Genomic DNA, 25,677 nt, shown 5'->3' on the forward strand with positions numbered 1-25,677 from the left:
ACTATGTAACAATGTACATTTTACTCTCATCGTTTGACACCGTCAAGGAAACATCGACAAGAAATAGGCGAAAACCGTTGATAAAACTAGCCATTATGCGGATTCTAAATTTCGATATTTTTCGACACACTCGCTATATATAGTGTTATCGTATTTTTCGAGATATAATAAAGGAAGAGAAAGAGGGGATAACATGAGTACGAAACTTGAGGAAAATATTGAAGAAACGATCGAGGAAAAGCCAGAAGAAAAACCGTCATTGCAAGTGCCTGCTTTCGGTTACGAGCTTATAAGAAGCGTTCTATTACCCGAACTTTTAGGAAGTCAAGAGCGGAATATACTATATTGGGCTGGAAGGAACCTGGCAAGAAAGTTTCCATTAATGAGCATGGAGGAAGTTATCTCGTTTTTTCATGAAGCGGGATGGGGCAATTTAGAAATCATCGAAACAACCAAAAAAGAAATGACGCTCGAATTGTCTTCACCGATGATTTCTGAACGATTCCAAAATCACGTTAATCCTGTATTCGGACTTGAGGCCGGATTTATTGCCGAACAGGTTCAACTGCAAAAGAAATGGATTACCGAAACCTTTGAAACCATTAAACGGAAGAACAAAGTCGTCTTTACGGTGCAGTGGGATCGAAAAGATCAAACAGATGAATAGAAGAACCGGGGCAATCCCGGTTTTTTTATTTGACAAGTTTATTCGCTTCAACTAATGTTAACTTATAAATAAAAACAGTTGACATTTGGAGGGGTTTGATGGACTGGACTTTACTGGCTCAAGAAGTTTTGCAGGGAAAAGAGTTGACAAATGAAGAAGCTTTAAGCATTTTGAACAGTGATGATGATGATATTCTTCCTCTTTTGCATGGTGCGTTTCTCATTCGTAAATATTATTTTGGGAAATTAGTAAAGCTTAATAAAATTATTAATACGAAATCGGGATACTGTCCTGAAGATTGCGGGTATTGCTCTCAGTCATCCGTTTCAACGGCTCCGATTGAAAAATATGTGATGCTGGATAAAGAAACGATTGTAGAAGGGGCCAAAAAAGCATACGACCAGGACGTTCGCACCTATTGTATTGTCGCAAGCGGAAGAGGGCCACTGAATCGGGATTTAAACACGGTGATTGATGCCGTAAAAGAGATAAAGGCGAATTACAATATGAAAGTTTGCGCCTGTCTCGGGATTTTAACGGATGAGCAATCGAAAGCGTTAAAAGAAGCCGGGGTCGATCGCTATAATCATAATATCAATACATCAAGCGACCACCATTCAAACATTACGAGCACTCATACATATGACGACCGGGTGGCAACGCTCACAAAGATAAAAGAGGCCGGGATTTCTCCATGTTCCGGTGTCATCATTGGGATGGGAGAAAAGCATGAAGATATTGTAAAAATGGCCTTCGCATTAAAGGAAATCGATGCTGACTCCATTCCGGTAAATTTCCTTCATGCAATTCCCGGCACCCCTTTGGAACATTTGGATGAATTAAATCCTAGATTTTGTTTAAAGGTGCTCGCATTATTCCGATTTATCAACCCATCAAAGGAGATTCGCATATCCGGGGGACGTGAAGTCAATCTCCGAAGCATTCAGCCTCTTGGATTGTATGCGGCCAATTCCATTTTTCTCGGCGATTACCTGACGACAGAAGGGCAGGAAAGTACAGCGGATCATCAAATGATTGAAGACATGGGATTTGAAATCGATCTTCATGGAACATTGCAAACGATATAATGGCAAAAGGAGCGGTTAAACCGCTCCTTTTGCCGTCCCTATACTCTCTGTGACCGCCTTGATTGCATCGTATGTAACTTTTGCCAGCTTTTGAAGTTCTTCAATTTCAATCGAAAGCGGTGGCATTAATACAATGACAGGACCGAGCGGACGAATAATGACACCCCTATTCCGAGCCTCTAAAATGATTCGATGTTCGACTTGAAACGACAGGGGAAAGGGTTCTTTTGTTTCTTTATTTTGCACAATCTCAATGCCTGCCATCATCCCCTTTTGCCGTATATCTCCTACATATGGCAGTTTCCAAAAGTTTTGAAGTTCCGACTTAAGCCTATCTATTTTTTCCTCAAGTGCTGGAATAAAGCCTTCCGATTCTAATAGTTCAATACTTTTTAAGGCGACTGCGCAGGCAAGCTGGTTTCCTGTATAAGAATGTCCGTGGAAAAACGTTTTCAGCTCTTCCGGTTCCCCGAGAAATACCTCATATACGGTATTTGTCGTAACTGTCGCAGCGAGCGGCAAATAGCCTCCCGTTATTCCTTTTGCGACACATAGAAAATCAGGCTGAACTTTTTCTTGTTCACAAGCAAACATCGTTCCTGTCCTGCCAAACCCAACGGCAACTTCATCGGCAATCATCAGAACATTGTATTTCGTGCAAAGCTTTCGAACTCCCGATAAAAAGCCTTTAGGATGGGTGATCATTCCCGCCGCTCCTTGTACAAGCGGTTCGATAATTAATGCTGCCACCTCTTCGTGATGTTCCGCTAAAATCGCTTCTAATGCATCAAGACATTGCTTCTTTGCCTCTTCTTCTGTTCGGACACCTGTCATCCGGTAAACATATGGTGTCGGTGCTTCAATACGGTCAATTAAAATCGGCTTAAATATTTTATGGAATGTGTCCATGCCGCCAACGCTGACCGAACCGATCGTATCGCCGTGATACGCTTCTTTGAAGGAAATATATTTATTCTTTTTTTCATAGCGTACGGGATCCACCAGTTTCCAATACTGATACGCCATTTTTAATGCGATTTCAACAGAAGTCGATCCTGAGTCCGAATAAAACACTTTATTTAATCCAGGAGGGGTTAGCTCGACTAATTTTTTTGCGAGCAAAATCGAAGGGACATTTGCTGCTCCTAACAATGTGGAGTGAGAGATTTTCTCAAGCTGCTCCTTAAGCGCTTCATTCAGCAGCGGATGAGCATGTCCATGAACGTTCACCCAGAGAGAAGAGTATCCATCTAAATAACGATTTCCCTCGATATCGATTAAATAATTTCCTTCTCCCCGCTCAATGATGAGTGGTTTTTCTTTCTTGTATTGTTGCATTTGCGTAAATGGATGCCATACATACTCTTTATCCCATTGTTCTAACTCATGCATTTTCAATTGGTGACCTCCATAAACTCGTTTTGACATTGTTTTAAGCGCTTGAAAAATATGTCTCTATTAATCAATGGTTCTTTAGAAGCGAGTTTCTTTTGCATCTCGGGAATGAGAGGCGCGGCAATTGATGGAATACAGCCTATTACCGGTACTCCACTTAGTTTTTGGATCATGTTTATGTTATCTTCTTGCATAAAACCTGGCTCTTCGGGCATCTGGTTAAAAATTAGCCCCACAATCGGAATTCCTTTAGACTTTGCATAAGCAATGGTCAACAATGTATGATTAATCGTTCCAAGCTCCGGATGAGTGACGATCAATAACGGCAACCGTAAATCGCAGATCAGGTCGGCAGTCATATAGACACCCTTTCGATCTTCAGCAAGTGGAACGACAAGACCCCCCGCTCCTTCAACGAATACAAAATCATTTTCCTTTTGCAGTTGATGGAACTGTTCGATTATCCGTTTGCGGTCGATCTCAATTTTTGAACGATTAGCCGCTAAGTGCGGCGAAACGGCATCTTTTAAGCAATATGTACATAATTCTTCCTGGGAATACGACAATGCCGCCAACTGTTTATAAAATTGAACGTCTTCGGCAATAAGCTTCCCGGAGTTTTCGATTCCACCACTTTGTATCGGTTTAAAAGGAACGGCTTTCATCCCTTCTTTTTGAATTAAAGCCGTTAAATAGGCCGTAACAACTGTTTTTCCAACGCCTGTGTCAACTCCCGTGATAAAAAGAGCGTTAGTCATTCCGTAGGCTCCTTTCTAGTATATTCTTAAACTATCGTAAAGAAAAAAAGGACTATTGTCAACTTATAAAACAATAAGGTTAACAATAGGTACAATAAAAAGTCCGGTGGTCACCGGACTTTATTTGTAAGCTACAGGCTCTCTCGCATCTAATTCAAAAACGTCGTGTAATGTTTCAATTGCTTTAATCATGAATTCCTGGTCAACAATTGTCGATACTTTAATTTCAGAAGTGCTTACCATCTTAATCATAATGCCTTGATCAGCCAATGATTTAAACATTTTTGCGGCGACTCCAGGATTGGAAATCATGCCTGATCCAACAATCGACACTTTAGCAAGCTGATCCTCGTGAACAATCGATTCATAACCAAGCCTGTGACGATTAGTTTCCAAAACGGAAATCGTATCGTCCAATACATTTGAATCGATCGAAAATGAAATATTCATCGATTCATTCTCGTTCACATTTTGAATAATGATATCAACATTAATCCCGTTTTCTGCAAGCATTGTGAATAAATGTGAAAGAGTTGTTAACTCGTTCTGCAAGCCTTCCACCGTTACTTTTGTCACATTTCCTTCAAATGCAAGACCTCTTACGACCAATTGATTTTCCACCGTACATTCCTCCTCAACAATCGTTCCGCTTTCCATCGATAAACTTGAACGTACTTCCAGTTTTACACCATAATTTTTCGCAAATTCCACCGCTCTTGGATGCAATACCCCTGCACCTAGATTAGCCATTTCAAGCATTTCATCATATGAGATCGATTCCAGTTTTCTCGCCCCGTCAATGACTCTTGGGTCTGTTGTAAACACCCCTGTTACATCAGTAAATATATCGCATTTCTCGGCTTTCAATGCAGCAGCTAATGCAACAGCCGTCGTATCCGATCCGCCTCTTCCAAGTGTCGTTATTTCATCCGCTCCCGAAACAACTCCCTGAAAGCCGGCAACGATGACAATTTTGCCTTCTTCCAATAAACGGCAAATTCGATCCGTATGAATGTTACGTATTCGCGCATTTCCAAAAACTTTCTCTGTTTCAATACCTGCCTGCCATCCTGTTAATGATACTGCTTCATACCCTTTTTCTTGAAGCGCCATCGAAAGAAGGGCAATCGTTACTTGCTCACCCGTTGATAAGAGCATATCCATTTCTCTTTGCGAAGGCTTTTGTGAAATTTCCCCCGCCAAACGAACGAGCGTATCCGTCGTTTTGCCCATTGCTGAAACGACAACGACAACACTGTGACCTTCTTCTACTGTTTGAATGACGCGATTGGCAACATTTTGAATGCGTTCTACGCTGCCTACACTTGTTCCTCCAAACTTTTGCACCATTACTGCCATTACTTTCATCCTCTCTTCCCGCTCTTACTTTCCGTATTTTTTACCAATCGATCTCTTTAGAGAAAACAAAAAGCAACAATAAGGAAAAAACCTTATTGTTGCTTGAATATGCAACAGTAAGCCAGTTTTGTTTCCCCTCATGTGAGATAGTTCTCCATACACCCTTTGGGTAAGGATGCATGACAGCCCTGCACTTATTCAGATACAGGTCCAGCCTGATGAACGAAGGAGTTTCATCAAACTTCGGCAAAAATCCCCTTTCCCCCACTATCATAAGAGCTCCTTACTCTTCAAATGGGATACTGTTGGTTTTTGCTCCTCTACCATCACTTCAATTGAAGCATGGCACATATATTAAATTGGTTATAGTTTAGCAAACTTATATCCAAATTTCAATTCATTTTATGAATCTTTTTTTAACGCCTCATAAATTGTTTTTGCTATCGGCCCCGGTATTCCCGCAGCCTGAATCTCTTCTATGCTCGCTTCTTTCATTTTTTTAATCGAGCCGAAGTGTTTCAATAATGCTTTTTTACGCTTTTCGCCAACCCCGGGAATATTGTCAAGACTTGAAGAAAACATTCCCTTTGCTCGAACCTGGCGATGGAATGATATCGCAAAACGGTGAACTTCGTCCTGAATGCGCTGCAATAAATAAAATTCCTGGCTATTCCGGGGCAATGGAATAAATTTTGGGGGATCGCCCATCCACAATTGCGAGGTGCGGTGTTTATCGTCTTTTGCCAACCCTGCTACTGGAATGAACAAGTTCAGCTCATTTTCAAGAACATCTTGCGCTGCTGCGATTTGCCCTTTCCCTCCGTCGATAATGATTAAATCAGGTAATGGGCCATTTTCTTTTAACATTCTTGAATACCGTCTTCGAATGACCTCACGCATGGATGCATAGTCATCCGGACCTTCAACCGTTTTAATTTTGTATTTCCGGTATTCTCTTTTATTTGGTTTCCCATCCGTAAAGACGATCATTGCGGATACAGGGTTCGTTCCGTGAATGTTTGAATTATCAAAGGCCTCGATCCGATATGGCGGAGCGATGTTCATCTGTTTTCCAAGGTTTTCAATCGCACGAATTGTTCGGTCCTCATCCCTTTCAATAAGGGCAAATTTTTCCTCTAAAGCAAGTTTTGCATTTTTTGTCGCCAACTCGACAAGTTCTTTTTTCTGGCCTCTTTTTGGTTGAATCACCTTTATGCCAAGCAATTCTTTTACTAATTCGCCATCAATTTCAGCCGGCAACAAAATTTCTTTTGGCAGCGGATAATTTTTTTGCAAATAAAATTGACCAATAAAGGTAACAACATCTTCATCGGCTTCCCCGTAGAATGGAAAAAGTGAAACATCACGTGCGATCAGTTTTCCCTGACGGATAAAAAATACTTGTACACACATCCAGCCTTTATCAAATGTATATCCAAATACATCACGGTCAATGAGATCAGCCGTCATCATCTTTTGTTTTTCCATAACAGCTTCAATGTGATGAATTTGATCCCTTAATTCTTTTGCCCGCTCAAAGTTTAATTGTTCGGATGCAGCAAGCATTTTTTCCGTCAGCTCTTCTTTCACTTCCTTATACCCGCCGCCAAGAAATTTACTAATCCCTTCCACCATTTGCGCGTTTTCTTCCTTGCTCACTTCATTCACGCAAGGAGCTAAGCATTGCCCAATATGGTAATAGAGACAAACACGATCAGGGATGGTGTTGCATTTACGCAGCGGAAAAAGCCGGTCGAGCAGTTTTTTCGTTTCTTGAGCCGCCCCGGCATTGACAAACGGCCCAAAATATTTCCCGCCGTCTTTTTTCACTTTGCGCGTATACAAAAGGCGGGGATGTTTTTCCGCGGTAATTTTTAAATAAGGATAGCTTTTATCGTCTTTGAGCATAACATTGTATTTCGGGTCATGCTTCTTGATTAAGTTCATTTCTAACAGAAGGGCTTCAATTTCCGAAGAGGTTACAATGTATTCAAAATCTTTAATTTCACTTACAAGCCGTTGTGTCTTCCCGTCGTGAGTTCCAGTAAAGTAGGAGCGGACACGATTTTTCAATACTTTTGCCTTGCCGACATAAATGATTTGGCCAAATTGATCTTTCATCAAGTAACAGCCCGGTTGTGCCGGCAAAATAGCGAGCTTTTCTTTAATCGTATTCACGCTACGCCCTCCTTTCTTCTTTCTTCTCTACCCTCCATCATAGCACGAAACACCCGTTCTTGCAGTTATGGAAAACAGAAAGAGGCGATTATCCCATAAGATAATCGTCAAACTTTACTGAATACCTCAACTTAAAATTGATAGATTTTTTTGGCTAAAATGCACTAACTCATCATAACCAAATTGACACAAAAAATAAGTGCAAAGTATTGTATTAGAATAAAATGATAGGCATTGTTTCCATGTTCGAACCATACAGCTGCTGGAAGAGGCACGGCCTCAATTTGAAATTATATTTAAACAACCTGTTACGGCAATCGGATTGTATGGAATCAAAAGAAAAATCAAAACGCTTTATGTAACCGTAGATGAAAAAGAAGCTTTTTATGAAGATATAGCCGCACGAATAAAAAGTGCCCGGCATAACCGGACACTTTTTTATTTTTATTTATGTTGGTTCAAGAGTTCAACCAATTTCTCTTTTGGTTGGAAACCGACAACTTGATCGACTTTTTCTCCGTCTTTAAAAACGATTAAAGTCGGGATGCTCATAACGCCAAATTTGCTTGCTGTATCTTGATTTTCATCAACATCTAATTTCACAATTTTAACATCTGGCATTTCATTTGCAAGTTCTTCTAATACAGGTGCAATCATTTTGCAAGGTCCGCACCATGGTGCCCAGAAATCAGCAAGAACCAGTCCTTCGTTTGTTTCTGTATTGAATGTTTGATCAGTTACGTTTACAATTGCCATTTGTAAAATCCTCCTTAAAAATAGCTTTGCGGTCAATAAAATATATGTAATTTAAAGCCGCATAATCTTGCATTAGCCAAAGTATACCATCATTTTTATTGTACTTCTATTTCTTTGCTCAACATTATCGTACCCAGATTGCGGCTTTTAAAAACTTCGATTCAAATGATCGGCGCAATTAAACAACTTGCATTCCCATGTTTTATCATTCAACGTTACAATGCTGACCGATGTATTGTGAAGAGGTTCGTCACTTACCTCTTGTTCAATTAAAGCATTTAATAGTTTTTTTATAAACGCGCCATGACTGACAACGATAATTTTTTCACCCGGATATTGTTCTGCCACATCACAAACGAATTCCATCCCTCTTTTTAAAACTTCCTCATCTTTTTCGATTCCGTGATCGAGCTCCCGCCAATTGGCTCCCCACTTTGCTTCACGTTCCTTATGGTTCGTTCCTTCCAACCGGCCATAACTAATTTCACGAAGCCGACCGTCGGTACTAAACGGAATGTGCAATGTATTTGCTATTGTTTCACCTGTTTCTCTTGCCCGTGATAAATCGCTCGAAATGACCTTATCCCAATGTTCATTTTTAAAACGGTTGGCAAGTTTTAGTGCCTGTTCTTTTCCTTCGCTATTCAGCGGTATGTCAAGCGTTCCCTGCGCCCGTTGTTCCTTATTCCAGTCTGTCACACCATGTCGTACAAATGCGATCATCGTCATCCCTATTACCACCTCTTTTTCATCATCTTATACGATAATGATGAATTAGAAAAACAATTGGCTCAATCGGTTGGATTGAGCCAATGTCATTTAGGATTTAACTAATACTTTCTTGAATTCTTCTGTAAGCAACGGAACAACTTCAAACAAGTCTCCGACAATTCCATAGTCCGCAACCTGGAAAATGCTCGCTTCAGGATCTTTATTAATCGCTACAATCACTTTTGAATTGGACATGCCGGCAAGATGCTGAATTGCGCCTGAAATACCGCAAGCAATATAAAGATCCGGTGTAACAACTTTTCCAGTTTGACCGATTTGTAACGAATAGTCGCAATAATTGGCATCGCACGCTCCGCGCGAAGCACCCACTGCCGCACTTAAAACATCAGCTAATTCCTGCAGCGGTTTGAAGCCTTCCGCCGATTTCACACCGCGACCGCCCGATACGATAATTTTCGCTTCCGATAAATCAACACCAGTCGATGCTTTACGAACGACTTCCTTTACGATTGTACGCAAATCTTTAATTTCAACTGAAAATGGCGTAACTTCCCCCGAACGATTTTCATCTTTTTCAAGAGGTTGAATATTGTTTGGACGTACAGTAACAAACACAATGCCGTCAGTGATTGTCTTTTTCTCAAACGCTTTACCAGAATAAATCGGACGTGTAAATACAACATTTTCGCCGACTTTTTCAAGCGACGTAATATCTGATACGAGACCAGCCTGAAGCCTTGCCGCCAATCTTGGCGATAAATCTTTACCAAGTGCAGTATGGCCGAACACGATTCCTTCAGGTTTTTCAGCATCAACAATTTGAAGAAGTGCCTGAAAATAGCCATCTGATGTGTAGTTTTTCAATTTTTCGTCTTCAGCAACTAAAACGCGGTCCGCCCCGTAATGAATAAGCGGTTCGGCTAGAGATTGAACTCCGGCACCAACAATAGCGGCTACTATTTCTCCATCTGAAGCAATTTCCTTTGCTGCTCGAATCGCTTCATAGGACACGTTTCTTAGTTCACCGTCACGAACTTCCGCAAGAACAAGTACTTTTTTCCCCATGGATGATTTCCTCCTTAATCAACTTTTCTTTTTTGTCTACATTAAATAACTTTCGCTTCCGTACGAAGCAAGGAAACAAGTTCTTTCACCTGGCTGGCGATTTCTCCGCTTAAAATTTTTCCGGCGTCCTTTTTCGGAGGCAAGAATACTTCAACCGTTTTAGTTTTAGCTTCTACATCGTCCTCATCAATATCAAGGTCGTCAAGTTCCAGCGTCTCAAGTGGTTTCTTTTTCGCCTTCATAATTCCAGGCAATGAAGGGTATCGTGGTTCATTTAAACCTTGTTGTGCCGTTACGAGAAGAGGTAGGGAGGTTTCTATTTTTTCCACATCTCCTTCTACATCACGATCAATCGATACAGTTGAACCATCGATTTTAATTGATGTAATGGTCGTCACATATGGGATATTAAGAAGCTCGGCAAGACGAGGCCCTACTTGTCCTGTACCGTTATCAATCGCTACATTTCCACCAAGAATTAAATCAAATTCTTGCTCTTTAAAATACGTTGCCAATATAGAAGAGGTTGTAAATTGATCCTGGCTATCGAGATCTTCATTCGAAATTAAAACCGCTTTATCCGCCCCCATCGCAAGCGCGGTGCGAAGTTCTTTTTCAGCTTCTTCAGAGCCAACAGTAACAACTGTAACTTCTCCGCCGTGTTGATCACGTAGTACAATTGCTTCTTCCACAGCATATTCATCATATGGATTAATAATAAATTCAGCGCTGTCTTCTGAAATTTTCCCATTGTTGATTGAAATTTTTTCCTCTGTATCGAACGTGCGTTTTAAGATGACAAAAATGTTCATTTCTACCCCTCCATTTAAATTGTTTAGTTACTTATTGATCTTTAAATTGTGGCTTTCGTTTTTCGATAAAGGCTTTAATGCCTTCTTGTCCATCATTTGAGACGAACACTTTACCAAAATATTCTGCTTCCTTTTTCGTTCCTTCCTCAAATTCGGCGCGAGCCGCATATTGAAGAAGTTCGAGTACATATTTTACAGAAAGAGCACTCTTTTGGGCGGCTTTTTCTGCCAACTTGTAAGCATTTTCAAAAAGTTCCGTTTCAGGATAAGCTCGAGTTGCAAGCCCCCACTTTACAGCTTCTTTTCCCGTCAGCGGTTCACTTGTTACAAGCATTTCACAAGCTTTCGCCGTGCCGACATAACGAGGCAGACGTTGCGTTCCAGCAAATCCAGGAATAAGACCAAGCGTAAGTTCCGGCAATCCAAGCTTTGCATCTTCTGAAACAACCCGGATATGGCAAGCCATCGCAAGTTCCAATCCTCCGCCAAGCGCTGCCCCGTGAATCGCTGCAATAACGAGTTTAGGGAAATTTTCAATTTTGTTAAATAACTGTTGACCGAATTCCCCGAGTTTAGCGAACCCAGATTCATCTTTTACAGTTGTAAACTCTTTGATATCAGCTCCCGCTGAGAAAAATCTTCCTTCTCCTCGTAAAAGAATCACTTTAACTTCACTGTCATTTTCCAACTCATAAAACACGATGGAAAGCTCTTTCAAAAGCTGTGATGAAAGGGCATTTGCCGGTGGACGATTAAGCTGGACAACAGCGATATGATTTTCTTTTTGAACTTGCAAAAATTCCACTCTAAGCTCTCCTTCCTTCCATTTATGGTATCTATTGGTGCAATTATTGCTTTAAAGCACCATTGCTTAACCCGTTAATCAACATTTGATGTACGGGCTTTGCAAGTGATGGTAAATCGTAGTGATGTTCATTCATGACCCAGTTCGTTGCTGTTTCATCAATGGTTCCAAATATCATTTGCCGGGCAAGGCGGTAATCTAAATCTTTCGTAAATTCACCTTTTTCTATGCCCTCTTTTAAAATGTTGTCAATTAAGGTTAAGTATTGTTTTAATACTTCACCAATTTTAGCCCTTAATGTCCGATTTGTTTGACGCAGCTCCAATTGTGTGACAATTGAAAGTTCTTTATCGTTATTTAATAATTTAAAATGCAATTGTATGAGTGTTAACAATTTCTCTTTGGCAGTTGATTTTTCCTCTAATTGCTTTCTTGATTTTTCAATAAAGCTGCCCATTTTCTCATTAAAAACTTGCACGAGCAAATCTTCTTTATTTTTAAAATAAAGATAGATCGTCCCATCTGCTACTTGTGCCTTTTTAGCGATTTTTGACACTTGAGATTGGTGATAACCATTTTCTGCGATCACACTAACTGCCGCATCAATAATTTTTTCATATTTCGGACCTTTACGTTTCAATTGAATCTCCTCACTTGGTTCATAAAATGAATGATTGTTCATTCATACTTTAATTGTAAAATAAATCCCCCTTTTCTGTCAATTGAGAACGATTTGCTTTTGCAGCTTGTTTGGAAGTAAGGCATTGGACGTAGGTTTACCGGAATCGGCAAATTGCCGATCCCGGTTATCCGCACCTTTACCTTGTTTCTTGCTTTAATTTATTTTTCTCCTCTTCGATAAGCGCGCGGCGAAGAATTTTGCCAACCATCGTCTTCGGAAGTTCATCTCTAAATTCATAAACCCGGGGAACTTTGAAAGCGGCTAAATGCTCTCTGCAATATTGATTTAATTCGTCCTCTGTACATCTAGCATTTTCTTTTAAAACAATATAAGCTTTAACCGTTTCCCCGCGATATGGATCGGGAACGCCGGCAACCACAGCTTCTTTTACCGCTTCATGCTCATATAAAACTTCTTCAATTTCACGCGGGTATATATTAAAACCACCTGCGATAATAATATCTTTTTTCCGATCAACAATGTAAAAATACCCATTTTCATCCATGTATCCCATATCGCCTGTCAATAGCCAATTGTCACGGAAAACGGCAGCCGTTTCTTCCGGCTTGTTCCAATACCCTTTCATCACTTGCGGACCTTTTACAGCCAATTCGCCCACTTCGCCCGGCTCCGCAAATTCGCCGTTTTCCAATAGGATGGCAGCTTCTGTATCAGGCCATGGCAATCCAATGCTTCCTTTCACTTGACGGCCATAGACTAAATTGGAGTGAGTAACCGGCGAAGCTTCTGTTAAACCGTATCCTTCGACTAGCTTTCCTGATATGATCGATTGAAACTTTTCCTGTACTTCGATCGGCAAAGGTGCAGATCCGCTAATGCAAGCTTTAATCGATGTCAAATTATATTTCTTAATGTCGGGATGATTTAACAAGGCGATGTACATCGTTGGAGCCCCCGGAAACAACGTCGGTTTGTGCTTATGAATAAGCTGCAGAACTTCTTTTGCTTTAAAATGGGGAACGATAAGCATTTTTGACTTCAGCATAATGGCCAAATTCATGACGACTGTCATTCCATAAACGTGAAAAAAAGGCAATGCAGCAAGAACAGTTTCTTCGCCTTCTTTTACGTTATATATCCATGCCTGGCATTGTTTTGCGTTTACCACTAAATTGGAATGGGTGAGCATAACCCCTTTGGCCGGTCCAGTTGTCCCTCCTGTATATTGCAATAATGCAAGATCTTCTTTCGGATTGACGGAAACCGGTACAAATTCTTTCGAAGATTGATTAAGCAATTCCATAAATGAATGAATAAAGCCGTTGTATGAAATGTTTACAATCATCGGGTTCTGCCTTTTTTGAACGATCGGGTACAGCCAATTTTTCGGAAATGGCAAGTAATCTTTAATCCCAGTAACAATGATATGCTCGAGTTTTGAATGTTCTTTTACAGAAATGACTCTTGAAAAAAGCAAGTCCAGACAGACTATGAACTTCGCCCCGCTGTCATTCAGCTGATGCTCCAATTCTCTTTCTGTATATAACGGATTGGTTTGAACTACTGTTCCCCCGGCCATTAATGTCCCATAATAGGCAATTACCGCTTGTGGCGTGTTAGGAAGCATAATCGCTACACGGTCACCGCGCTCTAAGCCCAATGATAAAATCGCATTTGAAAAGCGAAGCGCACTTTCGTAAACTTGTTTAAACGTTATTTCTTTACCGTAAAAATAGATGGCGACGTTGTCTGGTTTTTCTTCGGCCGCCTCTTGCAAGTACGTGAATAAAGGTTTCTCCTTATAGTCAAGTTGACCTGGAATCTCTTTCGGATAATGGTTTAACCATCTTCTTTCCATCGGATGTCTCCTCCTTTGATTCACGCCTTTCCTTCAAATTTTCTCTTCTACATTCTATTATAATGAAAACGGATTCAATTTTATATACTTTTTTAAAAATTTGAATAAATAGGGTCATTTTTTTTACATCTTTCGCTTTATTTTGCCAGTATATTTGTTTTACGTTTTATCAAACTAATGTTGAAGGGGGGATTATAATGGCTCACTCTAAAGCAAGACGTGTAGCAGCGTTTAAAGGACAAAAACAGCGAATGCACCCGACACATGGAAAAGTAAAATCGTTTGAAGAATTGTCGAACGAATTGACCGAAAACAAGCCTACCATTCAACCGAAAGATGTCGACGAAATTGAATATTAATAAAGCTGTTGGGATATCCCAACAGCTTTTTATGCAAAAAAGACCATGTATATTATTCCAGACAAAATAAAGATTCCGCTCACAACAAATAGCACTTTCCATAATGTTTCCATAATACTCTCCCCATTACTTTGCCTTTACTTTAAAACGACAACAGTAATGCCGCTTCCGCCTTCCGTTGCAGCACCCATCCGCATCGATTTCACATTCGGGTGGGATTTTAATAAGTTTTGCACACCGCTTCTTAGGGCACCTGTTCCCTTACCGTGAATAATCGATACTTGCGGATAACCAGCCAGCATTGCCTCATCCAAATATTTATCGACTTCGAGCATCGCATCCTCATACCGTTTTCCACGCAAATCAAGTTCTGGACGAACCGTCCCTTCATTTCCCTGAACTTTCACAAAAGAACGAGGCTCTTGTTTTTGCTTGGGCTGTTTAATGAACTCCAAATCATTTTTCGAAACGTTCATTTTCAAAATGCCGATTTGCACCTGGTATTCATTATCATTGACTTTCTCGATAATATGGCCCTTTTGTCCAAAACTTAGGACCTTCACTTCGTCACCAGGTTTAAAATCAACGTTTTGAGATGGGACAGCCGCCTTTTTTTTCTTTGTTTTCCGAAGTCCCGGTGCGGCGTCCTCGAGCCGTTTTTTCGCATCAATCAATCGGTGTTCTTTTACATTTCCGAAATTCTTCTGATATTCCCTTAATTCTGATATGACTTCCTCAGCCGTTTTCTTTGCGTTGGCCACTGCTTCTTCCGCTCGTATTTCCGCTTCTTGCAGCAAGCGATCCCGCTCGTTATTAAATTTCTCCATCTCAGCTTCAAGGTCGGCTTTCAATTGTTCTGCTTCCTCGCGAATTTTCCGGGCCTCTTCCATTTCTTTCTCGGCCAATTTCTGATTATCTTCAAGGGAACGAATCATATTATCGATCTGGTTTTCTTCATCGCTAATTTGCGCTTTTGCCATATCAATTATCTTTGGATCTAAACCAAGCCTGCGAGAAATCTCAAACGCATTGCTTCGTCCCGGTACACCAATTAAAAGCCGGTAGGTCGGACGTAATGTTTCCACATCAAACTCTACGCTTGCATTGATGACACCTTCGCGATTATAAGCGTAAGCCTTTAATTCACTATAATGGGTTGTAGCTATTATTCTCGCCCCGCGGCTCCTTACATTATCGAGGATCGAAATGGCCAAAGCCGCACCCTCTTGCGGATCGGTTCCTGCGCCAAGCTCGTCAAATAAAACAAGACTTTTATGATTGACCGTTTTTAAAATGTCGACAATATTGACCATATGGGAAGAAAACGTACTTAACGATTGTTCAATGGACTGCTCATCTCCGATGTCCGCATAAATTGCTTCAAATACAGCCATTTCCGATTCTTCATCGGCAGGGATATGCAAACCGGATTGGGCCATTAGCGAAAGCAAGCCGATCGTTTTTAATGTAACGGTTTTACCCCCGGTATTCGGACCCGTAATGATCAACGATTGAAACTGGTTTCCAAGTTCAACATCAATCGGAACGACAACTTTTTGGTCAATTAGCGGATGCCTGGCTCTTTTTAAGCGGATATAATCTTTATCATTCATGATCGGCTTAGAAGCTTTCAGTTCTTTTGCGTAAAGCGCTTTTGCAAATATAAAATCAATCTCTGCGAGAACTGTAATATTTTGATCAAGAACATCAGCGGCTTCCCCGACTTTTCCTGAAAGTTCTTTTAAAATTTTCTCGATTTCCCGCGCTTCTTTTGCTTTTGCTTCTTTCAATTGATTGTTGATAGCAACAACAGCCTGGGGTTCAATAAAAAGGGTTGCTCCTGAAGCGGACTGATCATGAACCATGCCGCCAAAATTCCCACGGTATTCTTGTTTCACCGGAATAACGAACCGATCATTGCGAATCGTAATGATCGCGTCTGAGAGCATTTTCTGGTAACTTGACGATCTGACAATGCTCTCAAGCTTTTCCCGTACACGTGATTCATATGTTCGAAGCTGCTGGCGAATCGTTCTTAGTTCAGGACTTGCGCTGTCAAGAACATGGCCGTTGTCATCAATGCACGCTTTAATTTCTTGCTCGAGCTCTGTACACGGTTCAATCTGGCTGGCAAGCGCGTCCAATATGGGCAGTTCAATTTCATCTTCAACCATGTTCTCGATAAACCGTTTAAACCGGCGGCCACCGTATACTGTTGTCGAAATTTCGAGCAGCTCTTCCGTACTTAGCATCCCGCCAATCTGGGCTCGCTTTATCGATGCGCGAATATCCCGAATTCCGCCAAGCGGCGCCTGTCCTTTCAGGCGAATGACTTTTGCTCCTTCATCCGTGCTATTTTGCCAATGTTTCACTTCATCAAGCCTGGTCGACGGCTTTAAGTTTTCAATTTGCTGCACCCCGAGTGATGAGCTGGCATGTTTTTTTAATTGTTCAATAATCTTTGTATATTCAAGTACTCGAAAAATACGTTCTTGCAAAATAATTCCCCCTCAAGGTAAAGCGCTTGTCAATCATGGCGATGTAAAAACGCTTTAAGTTCCTTTAAGTTCATCGTATTTAACACACTTTCAGGACGGATGTACCCTCTTCTTGCTGAGGATACACCGACCTCCATATGTTCCATCGTTTCTTTATAATGGGCGTCTGTGTTTATCGTGAGCTTCACCCCTTTTTCCTGGGCAAGCTTCAGCCACTTAGCACTTAGATCTAGCCGGTTTGGATTCGCATTTAATTCCAATGCGGTATTTGTTTCGGCCGCGAGTTCAATGAGCATTTCTACATCGATGTCATAGCCTTCTCTTCTGCCAATGAGGCGCCCGGTCGGATGGGCGATAATGTCGACATGATGGTTTTCAAGCGCTTGTTTCATCCGTTTCATGATCGTCTTTCGATCTTGTGAAAAAGCAGAATGGATCGAGGCAATGACAAGATCCATTTCCTCCAGCAGCTCATCGTCATAGTCGAGCGTTCCATCCGGCAGTATATCCATTTCCACTCCTGCTAAAATCGTAAAGTCATTATATTTTTTATTTAAACGTTCAATTTCCTTTCTCTGCATCCGGATTCTCTCTGGCGAAAGCCCGTTTGCAACTTTCAAATAGTGGGAATGATCCGTAATGGCAATGTACGAATAGCCCCTCTTTCTTGCTGCTTCTGCCATTTCTTCAATAGTATTTGCCCCGTCGCTCCAAGTGGAGTGCATATGAAGATCGCCTTTAATGTCATCAAGCGTAATGAGCCGCCGGGCTTTTTGAAACAGCTCAATTTCTTCTTCTCCTTCACGCACTTCCGGCGGGATCCATTCGAGCCCAAAATGGCGGTAAAACGACGACTCATTGGCAAATGTTGTCACTTCGCCAGTCTCTGTATTTTCCACTCCATACTCGCTAATTTTCTCATTTCGTTCTTTTGCCAATTGCCGCATCTTTACATTATGTTCAGCCGATCCGGTAAAATGATGAAGAGTAGTGGCAAACTGCTCGGGCGTGACAATTCGAAAATCGACAGATACCGGATAGTCATAATCCAGTTGAAGGGAAACCTTTGTATCTCCTTTTGCAATGACTTCTTTAATGCCTTCAAGCTTTAAAAGCTGTTCTTTGACGGAAGCTGGAGCCAAAGTTGAGATAATGAAGTCCAGGTCTTTAATCGTTTCACGTGAGCGGCGCAAACTTCCCGCTCTCGAAAACCGCTCGATATGATCAAAGGTTTCCAATTGCTCTTCAATTTTTTTTGCGATTGGAAGCATATAGGCGATTGGCAGCCGCTCCGGCCGCTTCCCAATCCCCTCTAGTGACGCCAAAATTTTCTCTTCCGTTTTTGCCCCAAATCCGGCAAGGCCCCTCACTCGTTCTTCTTGACATGCCACTTTTAAAGACTCAATGTCAGTTATGCCAAGCTCTTGATAAAGCTTTGCGATCTTTTTTCCGCCAAGTCCAGGGACGTTTAATAACTGCAATAAACCGGATGGAAGTTCTTCTTGCAATTCTTCTAACAAAGACGATTTTCCGGTGGCCATCATTTCAACAATAACGCTTGCCGTCCCTTTCCCAATCCCTTTGAGTGCGGCCGGGTCCCCGATTTGCTCCAGGCTTCGGTCATCCGATTCCAAACTTTGAGCAGCCCTCCGGTAAGCCGACGTTTTAAAAGAATTTTCTCCTTTTATTTCAAGGTAAATCGCGATTAGCTCTAATGTTTTAACGACTTGCTTTTTATTCACCATAAAAAAGTCACCTGCTTTTAATTCGATGCGTTTCGTTATTTGAAAAAAACTTCTCCGGCGGGGAGAAGTTTTAGCCCGAATGATTAGACCATAGCTCTTTTACTGTATCGGAAAAATAAGGGGTATGATTGACCATCGCCTGGGCTACAGACGAACTCTCATAATAATGCTGCACTTGTCCTGTTTGAATAAGGGAAGCGATGCTCAATAGAATAAACAACACTAAATACACTTCGACAAATCCCAGTAAACCGCCAAGCCATCGATTGACTGTCCGTAAAATCGGCAAGTCGGCGAGAAATGTAAGCATGGAAGCGACAATGCGCAAAATGATTTTCGTGCCAAAGAATAAAATGGCAAAACTAATCGCGTTATAGTACATTTTTTCTGTTTCAACGCTTTTTAAAATTAACGCCATGGAACTGTCGCTTGAAACAGACGGGTATGGAACAAGCAGCTTGATTTGCGGAGCAATGTTATCATAAAAGTGATAAGCAATAAAAAAAGCAATAATAAAACTCGTAAGATGAAAAACTTGCATGATTAACCCGCGTTTTAACCCGACGAAAAAACCTATAATTAATAGTACGATTATAATTAAACTAAGCATTTACGTATCCTCATCCTTTATCTTTTCTTGCAATTTCTCCAGCTCTTCTTTACTCTTTAAGTATTCGTTCATTATATTAACCGCTGTTAATACAGCGAGCTGCTTTGTATCGAGATATGAATTGAAGCTTTGTATTTCTCTCATCTTTCGGTCAACCATCGCAGCGACAGAACGAATGTGGCTGGAAGTCTCGGTACCTACAATTGTATACGTCTGACCATAAATATCTACTGTGGTCCGTGTCTTTTTCTTTTCTTCCGCCACGAAACTACCTCCTATTCAACCCGGATCGATTTATAACGTATTTGTTGGACTATTTTACTACAGCGATGTAGAAAACTCTAACCTATATCTTATCAGAAACAACGAAGTTATGAAAATATTTGTTGATCATTCATTAAATTTTTTGAAAGGACTATAAACATGTCAAATAGCGTATTGAAATTGTCTGCCATAACCATTGAAAAAATGAAAGAACATTATCGTTCCTGCCTTCAACCGGCTACCCCTCCCGGCAGCATATTTGTCGCAAAACCTCCTGGATGCACGATAACCGCATATAAATCCGGAAAAGTTTTGTTTCAAGGAAAAACGGCTCTAGACGAAGCTTACAGGTGGGAGAATGCCGCTTTACCAGCTGAACAGAAAAAAGCTGTAATAAAGACCGCACATTTATTCGCACCTCCGGAAAACATTGAAGAATTGTCCATCATTGGAAGCGACGAAGTCGGAACGGGGGATTATTTCGGCCCGATTACGGTAGTCGCAGCCTATGTAAAAAAAGAGCAAATGGAATTGCTCCGGGAACTTGGCGTCAAGGATTCTAAACATTTAACCGATAAACAAATTGTTTCGATCGCTAAAGATCTTTTACATACCATTCCATACAGTTTGCTCGTTTTAAGAAACGAAAAATACAATTCGCTTCAAGAAAAAGGGATGAGCCAGGGGAAAATGAAAGCTGTCTTACATAATAAAGCGCTTTTAAATGTGATGCAAAAGTTAGAAGGTAAACCGTTGGACGGAATTCTCGTCGACCAGTTTTGCGAACCGGCAATCTATTTCAATCATATTGCAAGAGAAAAAGAGCAGGTAAAAGAAAAGATTTACTTTGCTACAAAAGCGGAATCACTGCACCTTTCTGTAGCTGCCGCCTCTATTCTGGCCCGCTACTCCTTTATTAAAGAAATGGACAAAATCGGCGATAGCCTTGGTATGACGATTCCTAAAGGGGCAGGTGCACAAGTGGATGTGAAGGCGGCCGAACTCATCCGTAAATTTGGAAAGGAAAAATTAAGAGAAATCGCAAAGCTTCATTTTGCAAACACAAAAAAGGCAGAAGCTCTAGCATCAGGAAAACGATGGTAAGAAAAAAGCAATGGTTTCAATGTTGAAATGAACTGCACCCCAATTGTTAGACACAGATCTAACAATTGGAGGTGCAGTTTTTATTTATGACTAAATATACAAGTGATATAAAATTAAATATTATTCAAGGCTATAATGCGAAAATAATATCTCAAAAAGAATATGCAATACAAACGGGTATTCCCAGAGCTCAATTGCAATATTGGTTGAAATTATATGAATTACATGGGGAAGATGGGTTTAAAAACACCTGTACAAACTGTTCTACTAGATTTAAACTAGACGTACTAAACTACATGGTTCAAACTGGTGCGTCATTAATGGATACCGCAGCTCTCTTTAAAATCTCTAGTTATACAATGGTGTATGATTGGCAGAAAAAGATGGAGAACGGTGGTTTAGAAGCCCTAGAACCGAGTCAAAAGGGGCGTTTATTTATGAAGAAAAAATCTAATAAAGAACTTAAACAACCACCAGTTGAGGGATCTGTAGAGGCACTTGAAGCTCGTATTAAACAACTAGAAATGGAAAATGAATATTTAAAAAAGTTGAATGCCTTAGTTCAAAACAAGGAAAAGTCACCAAAAAAGACAAAGCACTAGTAGTCTATGAATTAAGGCATAAATACCCGGTGAAAGAACTCGTGAAGCTCGCTGATATTCCACGTAGCACATATTATGTTTTAGTGAAGAGAATGAATCAACCAGATCCAGATAGCGATTTGAAGGCTGAAATCAAGTCCATTTATGAGGAACATGAAGGTCGTTATGGTTACCGTCGAATCCGTGACGAGCTAGCGAATCGGGGGCAAAAGGTAAACCACAAAAAGGTTCAACGTATTATGAAAGAACTTGGCTTAAAATGTTTGGTCCGGATGAAAAAATATAAATCGTATAAAGGAACGGTAGGAAAAATTGCGCCCAATCATTTAGATCGTCAATTTACAGCGGATGCCCCAAATCAGAAGTGGGTAACGGATATTACAGAATTTAAATTATTTGGTGAGAAGCTTTATTTATCGCCTGTATTAGATTTATTTAATGGAGAAATTATCACCTATACAATCGGCTCTAGACCAACATACTCACTTGTTTCAGAGATGTTAGAGAAAGCTCTAGAGCGCTTGCCAGAAGAGCATAACCTACTGATGCACTCAGATCAAGGTTGGCATTATCAGATGAAACAATACCGTCATGCCCTCCAAGAAAGAGGGATTAAACAAAGTATGTCTCGTAAAGGAAACTGTTACGATAATTCGGTAATGGAGAATTTCTTTGGGATTATGAAATCAGAATTCCTTTACTTTAAGGAATTCGAAAGTGTAGAGCATTTTAAACAAGAGTTAAAAAAATATATGGAATATTATAATACGAAACGGATGAAGGCAAAATTCAAAATGAGTCCGGTACAATACCGAACTCATTTTGAACAAGCTGCCTAATGAAATAACCGTGTCTAACTTTTTGGGGTCACTTCAAAACCATTGCTTTTTCAGATGACACATAATGCCTCACGTGTATCATTTTCCGTCACCGCATCTTGAATCAATTCTCTGACCCGCTCATATAACACTTCCTGCAAATGAGGGTGATATCCTAAATAATCGCAAAGAATAAATTCTTGTTCTGGCGTGGAAAGCTTTTTCAGCTTTTTTTCGATACTTTTCATTAAGATGCCGGTAAAAAGCAAGTATGGGAGAACGAATACTTGCCGATGTCCGGTTTCCTGCGCCCGCTTTAGCCCTTGTTCAAATGTCGGTTCGGCTGCGGCCAAAAAACACGTTTCCACTTTTTGAAACGGAAACTTTCCATAAAGTGCATTCGCAATTTTGTTTAAATCCCGCCGTACGTCAGGATCACTGCTCCCTCTTCCGACAAGGAGGACCATTGCATCGTCATCGATTTTCGCCTTTTGACTTTTTACTCGTTCCATTAATACGTCTATTATTTTTGAATGAACTCCGAACGGACGCCCGTACGAAAATTGAACATCAGGATATTTATTCATCGCTTTTTCAATTTCACCTGGTATATCCTCTTTGGCATGTGTCGCAGTAAGCAGAAGAATGGGAACGACCGCAATTTTTGTCGCTCCTTGATGGATGCAGCGCTTAATACCTTCTTCAATTGTAGGTTCAGCCAATTCAAGAAAGCAAATTTCCTGGATCGGGCAGTCCATTTTCTTTTTCGCCTTATTGATGAAGCCAGTGGCCTGAATGATCCCCTCTTTGACCCGGCTTCCATGGCAAATATACAATATAGCTTGCACACCCATCACTCTCCCTCTTCATTACCTACGCTTCAATACGCCTGGACATATGGAATGTCTGCTGCCCCTGATGCCAATTTTCGTTCAAACCACTTTAGCTTTTCGCGAAGTTTCACAACTTCCCCAACAACGATCATACTCGGATTTTGAATACGATGACGGTTAGCCAGGTCAACAATCGTGTTTAGATTTCCAATAACCGTTTGCTGGTCTTCCGTTGTTCCCCAATGGACTAGCGCAACTGGCGTTTCAGGTGAACGGCCATGTTTCGTCAGCTGCTTGCAAATATAAGGCAAATTGCTTATCCCCATATAGATGGCCAACGTATCAATCCCTTTCGCCAAACTTTCCCAACGAAGATCATCTTCCTGCCCTTTCCGGCGATGACCAGTAACGAATGCAAACGTTGAACTGAACTCGCGGTGGGTAACAGGTATACCGGCATAAGCGGGGGCGGCTATGCCTGAAGTGATCCCTGGAACAATCTCAAACTCTAATCCGTTCCTTGCCAGCACTTCTGCTTCCTCGCCTCCTCTTCCGAATACGAAAGGGTCTCCACCTTTTAACCGGGTGACGACTTTCCCTTGCTTTGCATGCTTGACAAGGAAATGATTGATCGTTTCTTGTTTTAACATATGATAGTTTGGCAGCTTGCCGCAATAAATTAAATCTGCATTTTCTTTCGCATATTTTAACAAGTCCTTATTGACGAGACGATCATATAAAATAACGTCCGCTTCTTGAATACATTTCAATCCCTTTACCGTAATCAGTTCAGGATCGCCGGGTCCCGCCCCGACAAGATATACCTTCCCCATGTCCATGATCTCCCCTCTCGCGACAGAATGATTTCGTTTTAAACGGGTTCTAGAGAAAAAACAAATCCCGTTGCTTCTTTTATTTTCTTTTTTTCATATAACGAAATCTCCTTGACTTCCGGCACTTTCAAAAAATGTTTTTCTAATTCCACTTCGACCTGGGAAAAAGCTGATTCGTCGTTTTCGGCGGCAATGACAACGTTTGCGCTCCCCGTTTTAAAAACGACTTCGAATCGATACAAGTTCATCCGGCTCCCCACCTTTAGTATGAAACAGACTCAACAAGGTTCCCTAATATATGATCTAATTCCGTTTGCAGCGGGGCGATGCCGACACGATTAACGTAATCGTAAAAGGATTCACCTGGCAGTTTTGTAGCCGCCACATATGTTAACAAATCTTTCAGCACTGGCTCCAAATGGCTGCTTTCAACTTTCCCTTTTAGCTTTTCGTTAAATTTGCCGCCATCATGCAACGTCCCGCCGACATAAATTTCAAAGGCTTCAACCATTCTTTTATCTTTTGATTTCATTTTAATTCCTTGAACGCCAATGTCGGCAATTTGCCGCTGGCCGCACGAATTCGGGCATCCTGTCATATGGATTCTGACCGGTACGTCAATGGCTACATGTTTATCCAAATATTCTGCAACTCTGCGCATTTTCTCTTTCGTTTCAACAAGTGCCAGGTTGCAAAATTCTATCCCTGTACATGATACCGAATAGGCGGTAAATTTCGGCGGGTTGATCGTGATCCGTTCAAAAATCTTTTCATTTAACAAAGCTTCTACATTTTCGTTTGGAACATTAGGGATGATGAAATTTTGCGAATTACATGTACGGATTTCCCCATTTCCGTATTTTTTCGAAATTTCCGCGATCTCGAACACTTCATCTGCATCGAGCCGTCCGACAGGGACGTTAAAGCCAATATAATTCAACCCTTCTTGCTTTTGCGGATGAACTCCGTAAAAGTACCCCGCATTCCAATCCTTCGTCTGTTCCTCGCCTTTTTCTGGAAGAGGCCCGGTATATTCAAGCAGCTTTTCTTTAAATTTTTCTACTCCCCAATCAGCAACAAGGAATTTCAGCCGGGCGCGGTGACGTTTTTCACGATAGCCAAAGTCGCGGAAAATCGTCGTTATCCCGATGGCGACATCTTTTACCCGCTCTTTTTTCACAAAGACATCAAGCGTTTGCGCTAAATGCGGGGCAGCCGATAATCCCCCTCCAACCTTCACATGAAATCCTTTCACAATTTCTCCATTAAGTTCTTTTATTGCAGGAACGAATGCAACGTCGTTAATTTCCGCATGGCCCGCGTTATGAATGCTTGCACTGATGGAGATTTTATATTTCCGCGGCAAATTTGAGAAATCTTCGTTTCGTTCAAAATAGTCGAACACTTCCTTGACGACCGGTGTCGTATCAAATAATTCATCCCGGTCGATCCCCGCAAGCGGATTTCCGATAATATTCCTTGTAATGTCTCCACAGGCTCCAGCGGTTGACAATCCAACCTTTTGTAGCCGCTCAAGAATATCCGGAATTTGTTCGATCGTTAGCCAGTGAAACTGAATCGCCTGGCGTGTCGTTATGTCAAATATGCTTCTGCCATAGTCTTTGCTAATTCCGGCAAGCGCCTTTATTTGTTCATAGTTTAATACACCGGAAGGCACTTTAACGCGCATCATAAAGTAACCGGATTCTTTCGGCCGTTGGAGATAAAGGCCAGCCCATTTAAATAAGTCCCACTCTTCTTTTGGGATAGAATCAAATCCATTTTTTGCATAGGCCGGGATGTCTTCAAAAATTTCCAATCCGTCTTTTTCCAATTTTTTCAGTTCTGTTTTATTCAATTTTTCATTGGTAGCCCATGTCTTCACATAAGACATC

Annotated in this window: 24 protein-coding genes and 1 riboswitch; of the genes, 5 read left to right on the forward strand and 19 right to left on the reverse strand. The window is 41.1% G+C overall.

All coding sequences use genetic code 11. The features are described 5' to 3' along the window. Positions 1-193: 193 nt before the first annotated feature. Positions 194-667 (forward strand): YslB family protein, encoded by a 474-nt coding sequence (locus tag H538_RS0104040; protein WP_026676503.1) that lies wholly within the window; start codon positions 194-196, stop codon positions 665-667. 98 nt (positions 668-765) lie between these two features. Further along, complete coding sequence (gene bioB, locus H538_RS0104045; protein WP_026676504.1) at positions 766-1,755, forward strand: biotin synthase BioB; 990 nt, start codon at positions 766-768, stop codon at positions 1,753-1,755. A 15-nt stretch (positions 1,756-1,770) separates the two neighbouring features. On the opposite strand, the gene bioA is transcribed toward bioB, so the two are convergent. The 11 genes from bioA to H538_RS0104110 form a co-directional block, all read right to left on the reverse strand. Then, positions 1,771-3,147, reverse strand: a complete 1,377-nt coding sequence (gene bioA / locus H538_RS0104050; RefSeq protein WP_035350145.1) for an adenosylmethionine--8-amino-7-oxononanoate transaminase — start codon at positions 3,145-3,147, stop codon at positions 1,771-1,773. A 2-nt stretch (positions 3,148-3,149) separates the two neighbouring features. After that, positions 3,150-3,908, reverse strand: coding sequence for a dethiobiotin synthase (bioD, locus tag H538_RS23040; RefSeq protein WP_051291260.1), 759 nt, complete (start codon positions 3,906-3,908; stop codon positions 3,150-3,152). Between the two features lie 120 nt (positions 3,909-4,028). Next, positions 4,029-5,267 carry an aspartate kinase gene (locus H538_RS0104060; RefSeq protein ID WP_026676506.1) on the reverse strand — a complete coding sequence of 413 codons (1,239 nt, stop codon included), beginning with the start codon at positions 5,265-5,267 and terminating at the stop codon, positions 4,029-4,031. A gap of 139 nt (positions 5,268-5,406) precedes the next feature. Next, a riboswitch (Lysine riboswitch) is annotated at positions 5,407-5,598 on the reverse strand. 71 nt (positions 5,599-5,669) lie between these two features. After that, entirely contained in the window at positions 5,670-7,445 is a 1,776-nt protein-coding gene (gene uvrC / locus H538_RS0104070; protein WP_026676508.1) for an excinuclease ABC subunit UvrC, read from the reverse strand. Positions 7,446-7,889: 444 nt separating this feature from the next. Continuing rightward, positions 7,890-8,201: a thioredoxin gene (gene trxA / locus H538_RS0104075; RefSeq protein WP_026676509.1), complete on the reverse strand. Its 312-nt coding sequence runs from the start codon at positions 8,199-8,201 to the stop codon at positions 7,890-7,892. A gap of 147 nt (positions 8,202-8,348) precedes the next feature. Beyond that, entirely contained in the window at positions 8,349-8,930 is a 582-nt protein-coding gene (locus H538_RS0104080) for a histidine phosphatase family protein (protein ID WP_026676510.1), read from the reverse strand. Positions 8,931-9,020: 90 nt separating this feature from the next. Further along, entirely contained in the window at positions 9,021-9,998 is a 978-nt protein-coding gene (locus tag H538_RS0104085) for an electron transfer flavoprotein subunit alpha/FixB family protein (protein ID WP_026676511.1), read from the reverse strand. A 41-nt stretch (positions 9,999-10,039) separates the two neighbouring features. Continuing rightward, positions 10,040-10,810, reverse strand: a complete 771-nt coding sequence (locus H538_RS0104090) for an electron transfer flavoprotein subunit beta/FixA family protein (RefSeq protein WP_026676512.1) — start codon at positions 10,808-10,810, stop codon at positions 10,040-10,042. A 31-nt stretch (positions 10,811-10,841) separates the two neighbouring features. Beyond that, positions 10,842-11,615, reverse strand: coding sequence for an enoyl-CoA hydratase (locus tag H538_RS0104095; protein WP_026676513.1), 774 nt, complete (start codon positions 11,613-11,615; stop codon positions 10,842-10,844). Positions 11,616-11,658: 43 nt separating this feature from the next. Further along, positions 11,659-12,255 (reverse strand): fatty acid metabolism transcriptional regulator FadR, encoded by a 597-nt coding sequence (gene fadR / locus H538_RS0104100; protein WP_026676514.1) that lies wholly within the window; start codon positions 12,253-12,255, stop codon positions 11,659-11,661. A gap of 178 nt (positions 12,256-12,433) precedes the next feature. Beyond that, positions 12,434-14,116: an AMP-binding protein gene (locus H538_RS0104110; protein WP_026676515.1), complete on the reverse strand. Its 1,683-nt coding sequence runs from the start codon at positions 14,114-14,116 to the stop codon at positions 12,434-12,436. Positions 14,117-14,313: 197 nt separating this feature from the next. Here H538_RS0104110 and H538_RS26420 point away from each other — a divergent pair, with 197 nt between their 5' ends. Then, positions 14,314-14,475, forward strand: a complete 162-nt coding sequence (locus H538_RS26420) for a DUF6254 family protein (protein ID WP_169729196.1) — start codon at positions 14,314-14,316, stop codon at positions 14,473-14,475. Between the two features lie 137 nt (positions 14,476-14,612). Here the strand turns inward: H538_RS26420 and H538_RS0104120 are convergent, their stop codons facing one another. The 4 genes from H538_RS0104120 to zapA form a co-directional block, all read right to left on the reverse strand. After that, positions 14,613-16,973, reverse strand: a complete 2,361-nt coding sequence (locus H538_RS0104120) for an endonuclease MutS2 (RefSeq protein ID WP_026676516.1) — start codon at positions 16,971-16,973, stop codon at positions 14,613-14,615. A 29-nt stretch (positions 16,974-17,002) separates the two neighbouring features. Next, positions 17,003-18,718 (reverse strand): DNA polymerase/3'-5' exonuclease PolX, encoded by a 1,716-nt coding sequence (gene polX, locus H538_RS0104125; RefSeq protein ID WP_035350030.1) that lies wholly within the window; start codon positions 18,716-18,718, stop codon positions 17,003-17,005. Between the two features lie 70 nt (positions 18,719-18,788). After that, positions 18,789-19,328, reverse strand: a complete 540-nt coding sequence (locus H538_RS0104130) for a CvpA family protein (protein WP_026676518.1) — start codon at positions 19,326-19,328, stop codon at positions 18,789-18,791. Next, positions 19,329-19,592, reverse strand: coding sequence for a cell division protein ZapA (gene zapA / locus H538_RS0104135; protein WP_026676519.1), 264 nt, complete (start codon positions 19,590-19,592; stop codon positions 19,329-19,331). Positions 19,593-19,751: 159 nt separating this feature from the next. Between zapA and rnhC the strand changes: the two genes are divergently transcribed. Both rnhC and H538_RS25400 read left to right on the forward strand, forming a co-directional pair. Continuing rightward, positions 19,752-20,696, forward strand: coding sequence for a ribonuclease HIII (rnhC, locus tag H538_RS0104140; RefSeq protein ID WP_026676520.1), 945 nt, complete (start codon positions 19,752-19,754; stop codon positions 20,694-20,696). An 86-nt stretch (positions 20,697-20,782) separates the two neighbouring features. Further along, a protein-coding gene (locus H538_RS25400) for an IS3 family transposase (RefSeq protein WP_154657894.1) occupies positions 20,783-22,137 on the forward strand; the annotation gives its coding sequence in 2 pieces (ribosomal slippage) (positions 20,783-21,236 and positions 21,236-22,137; 1,356 coding nt in all). A 50-nt stretch (positions 22,138-22,187) separates the two neighbouring features. Here H538_RS25400 and H538_RS23045 read toward each other — a convergent pair. Genes H538_RS23045 through H538_RS0104170 form a run of 4 tightly spaced genes read right to left on the reverse strand, consistent with a single transcriptional unit; the run spans position 22,188 to position 25,676 of the window. After that, the gene (locus H538_RS23045) at positions 22,188-22,970 is read right to left on the reverse strand and encodes a sirohydrochlorin chelatase (RefSeq protein WP_322786383.1); all 783 of its coding nucleotides are present in this window, start codon (positions 22,968-22,970) and stop codon (positions 22,188-22,190) included. 26 nt (positions 22,971-22,996) lie between these two features. Next, positions 22,997-23,782, reverse strand: coding sequence for a uroporphyrinogen-III C-methyltransferase (gene cobA / locus H538_RS0104160; protein ID WP_026676523.1), 786 nt, complete (start codon positions 23,780-23,782; stop codon positions 22,997-22,999). Positions 23,783-23,820: 38 nt separating this feature from the next. Then, on the reverse strand, positions 23,821-24,030 hold the full coding sequence (locus H538_RS0104165; RefSeq protein ID WP_026676524.1) for a DUF3906 family protein: 210 nt from the start codon (positions 24,028-24,030) through the stop codon (positions 23,821-23,823). A gap of 14 nt (positions 24,031-24,044) precedes the next feature. Further along, positions 24,045-25,676: a nitrite/sulfite reductase gene (locus H538_RS0104170; protein ID WP_026676525.1), complete on the reverse strand. Its 1,632-nt coding sequence runs from the start codon at positions 25,674-25,676 to the stop codon at positions 24,045-24,047. Position 25,677 lies beyond the last annotated feature (1 nt).

The sequence above is a fragment of the Fictibacillus gelatini DSM 15865 genome (assembly GCF_000430745.1).
Taxonomy (GTDB): domain Bacteria; phylum Bacillota; class Bacilli; order Bacillales; family Fictibacillaceae; genus Fictibacillus_A; species Fictibacillus_A gelatini.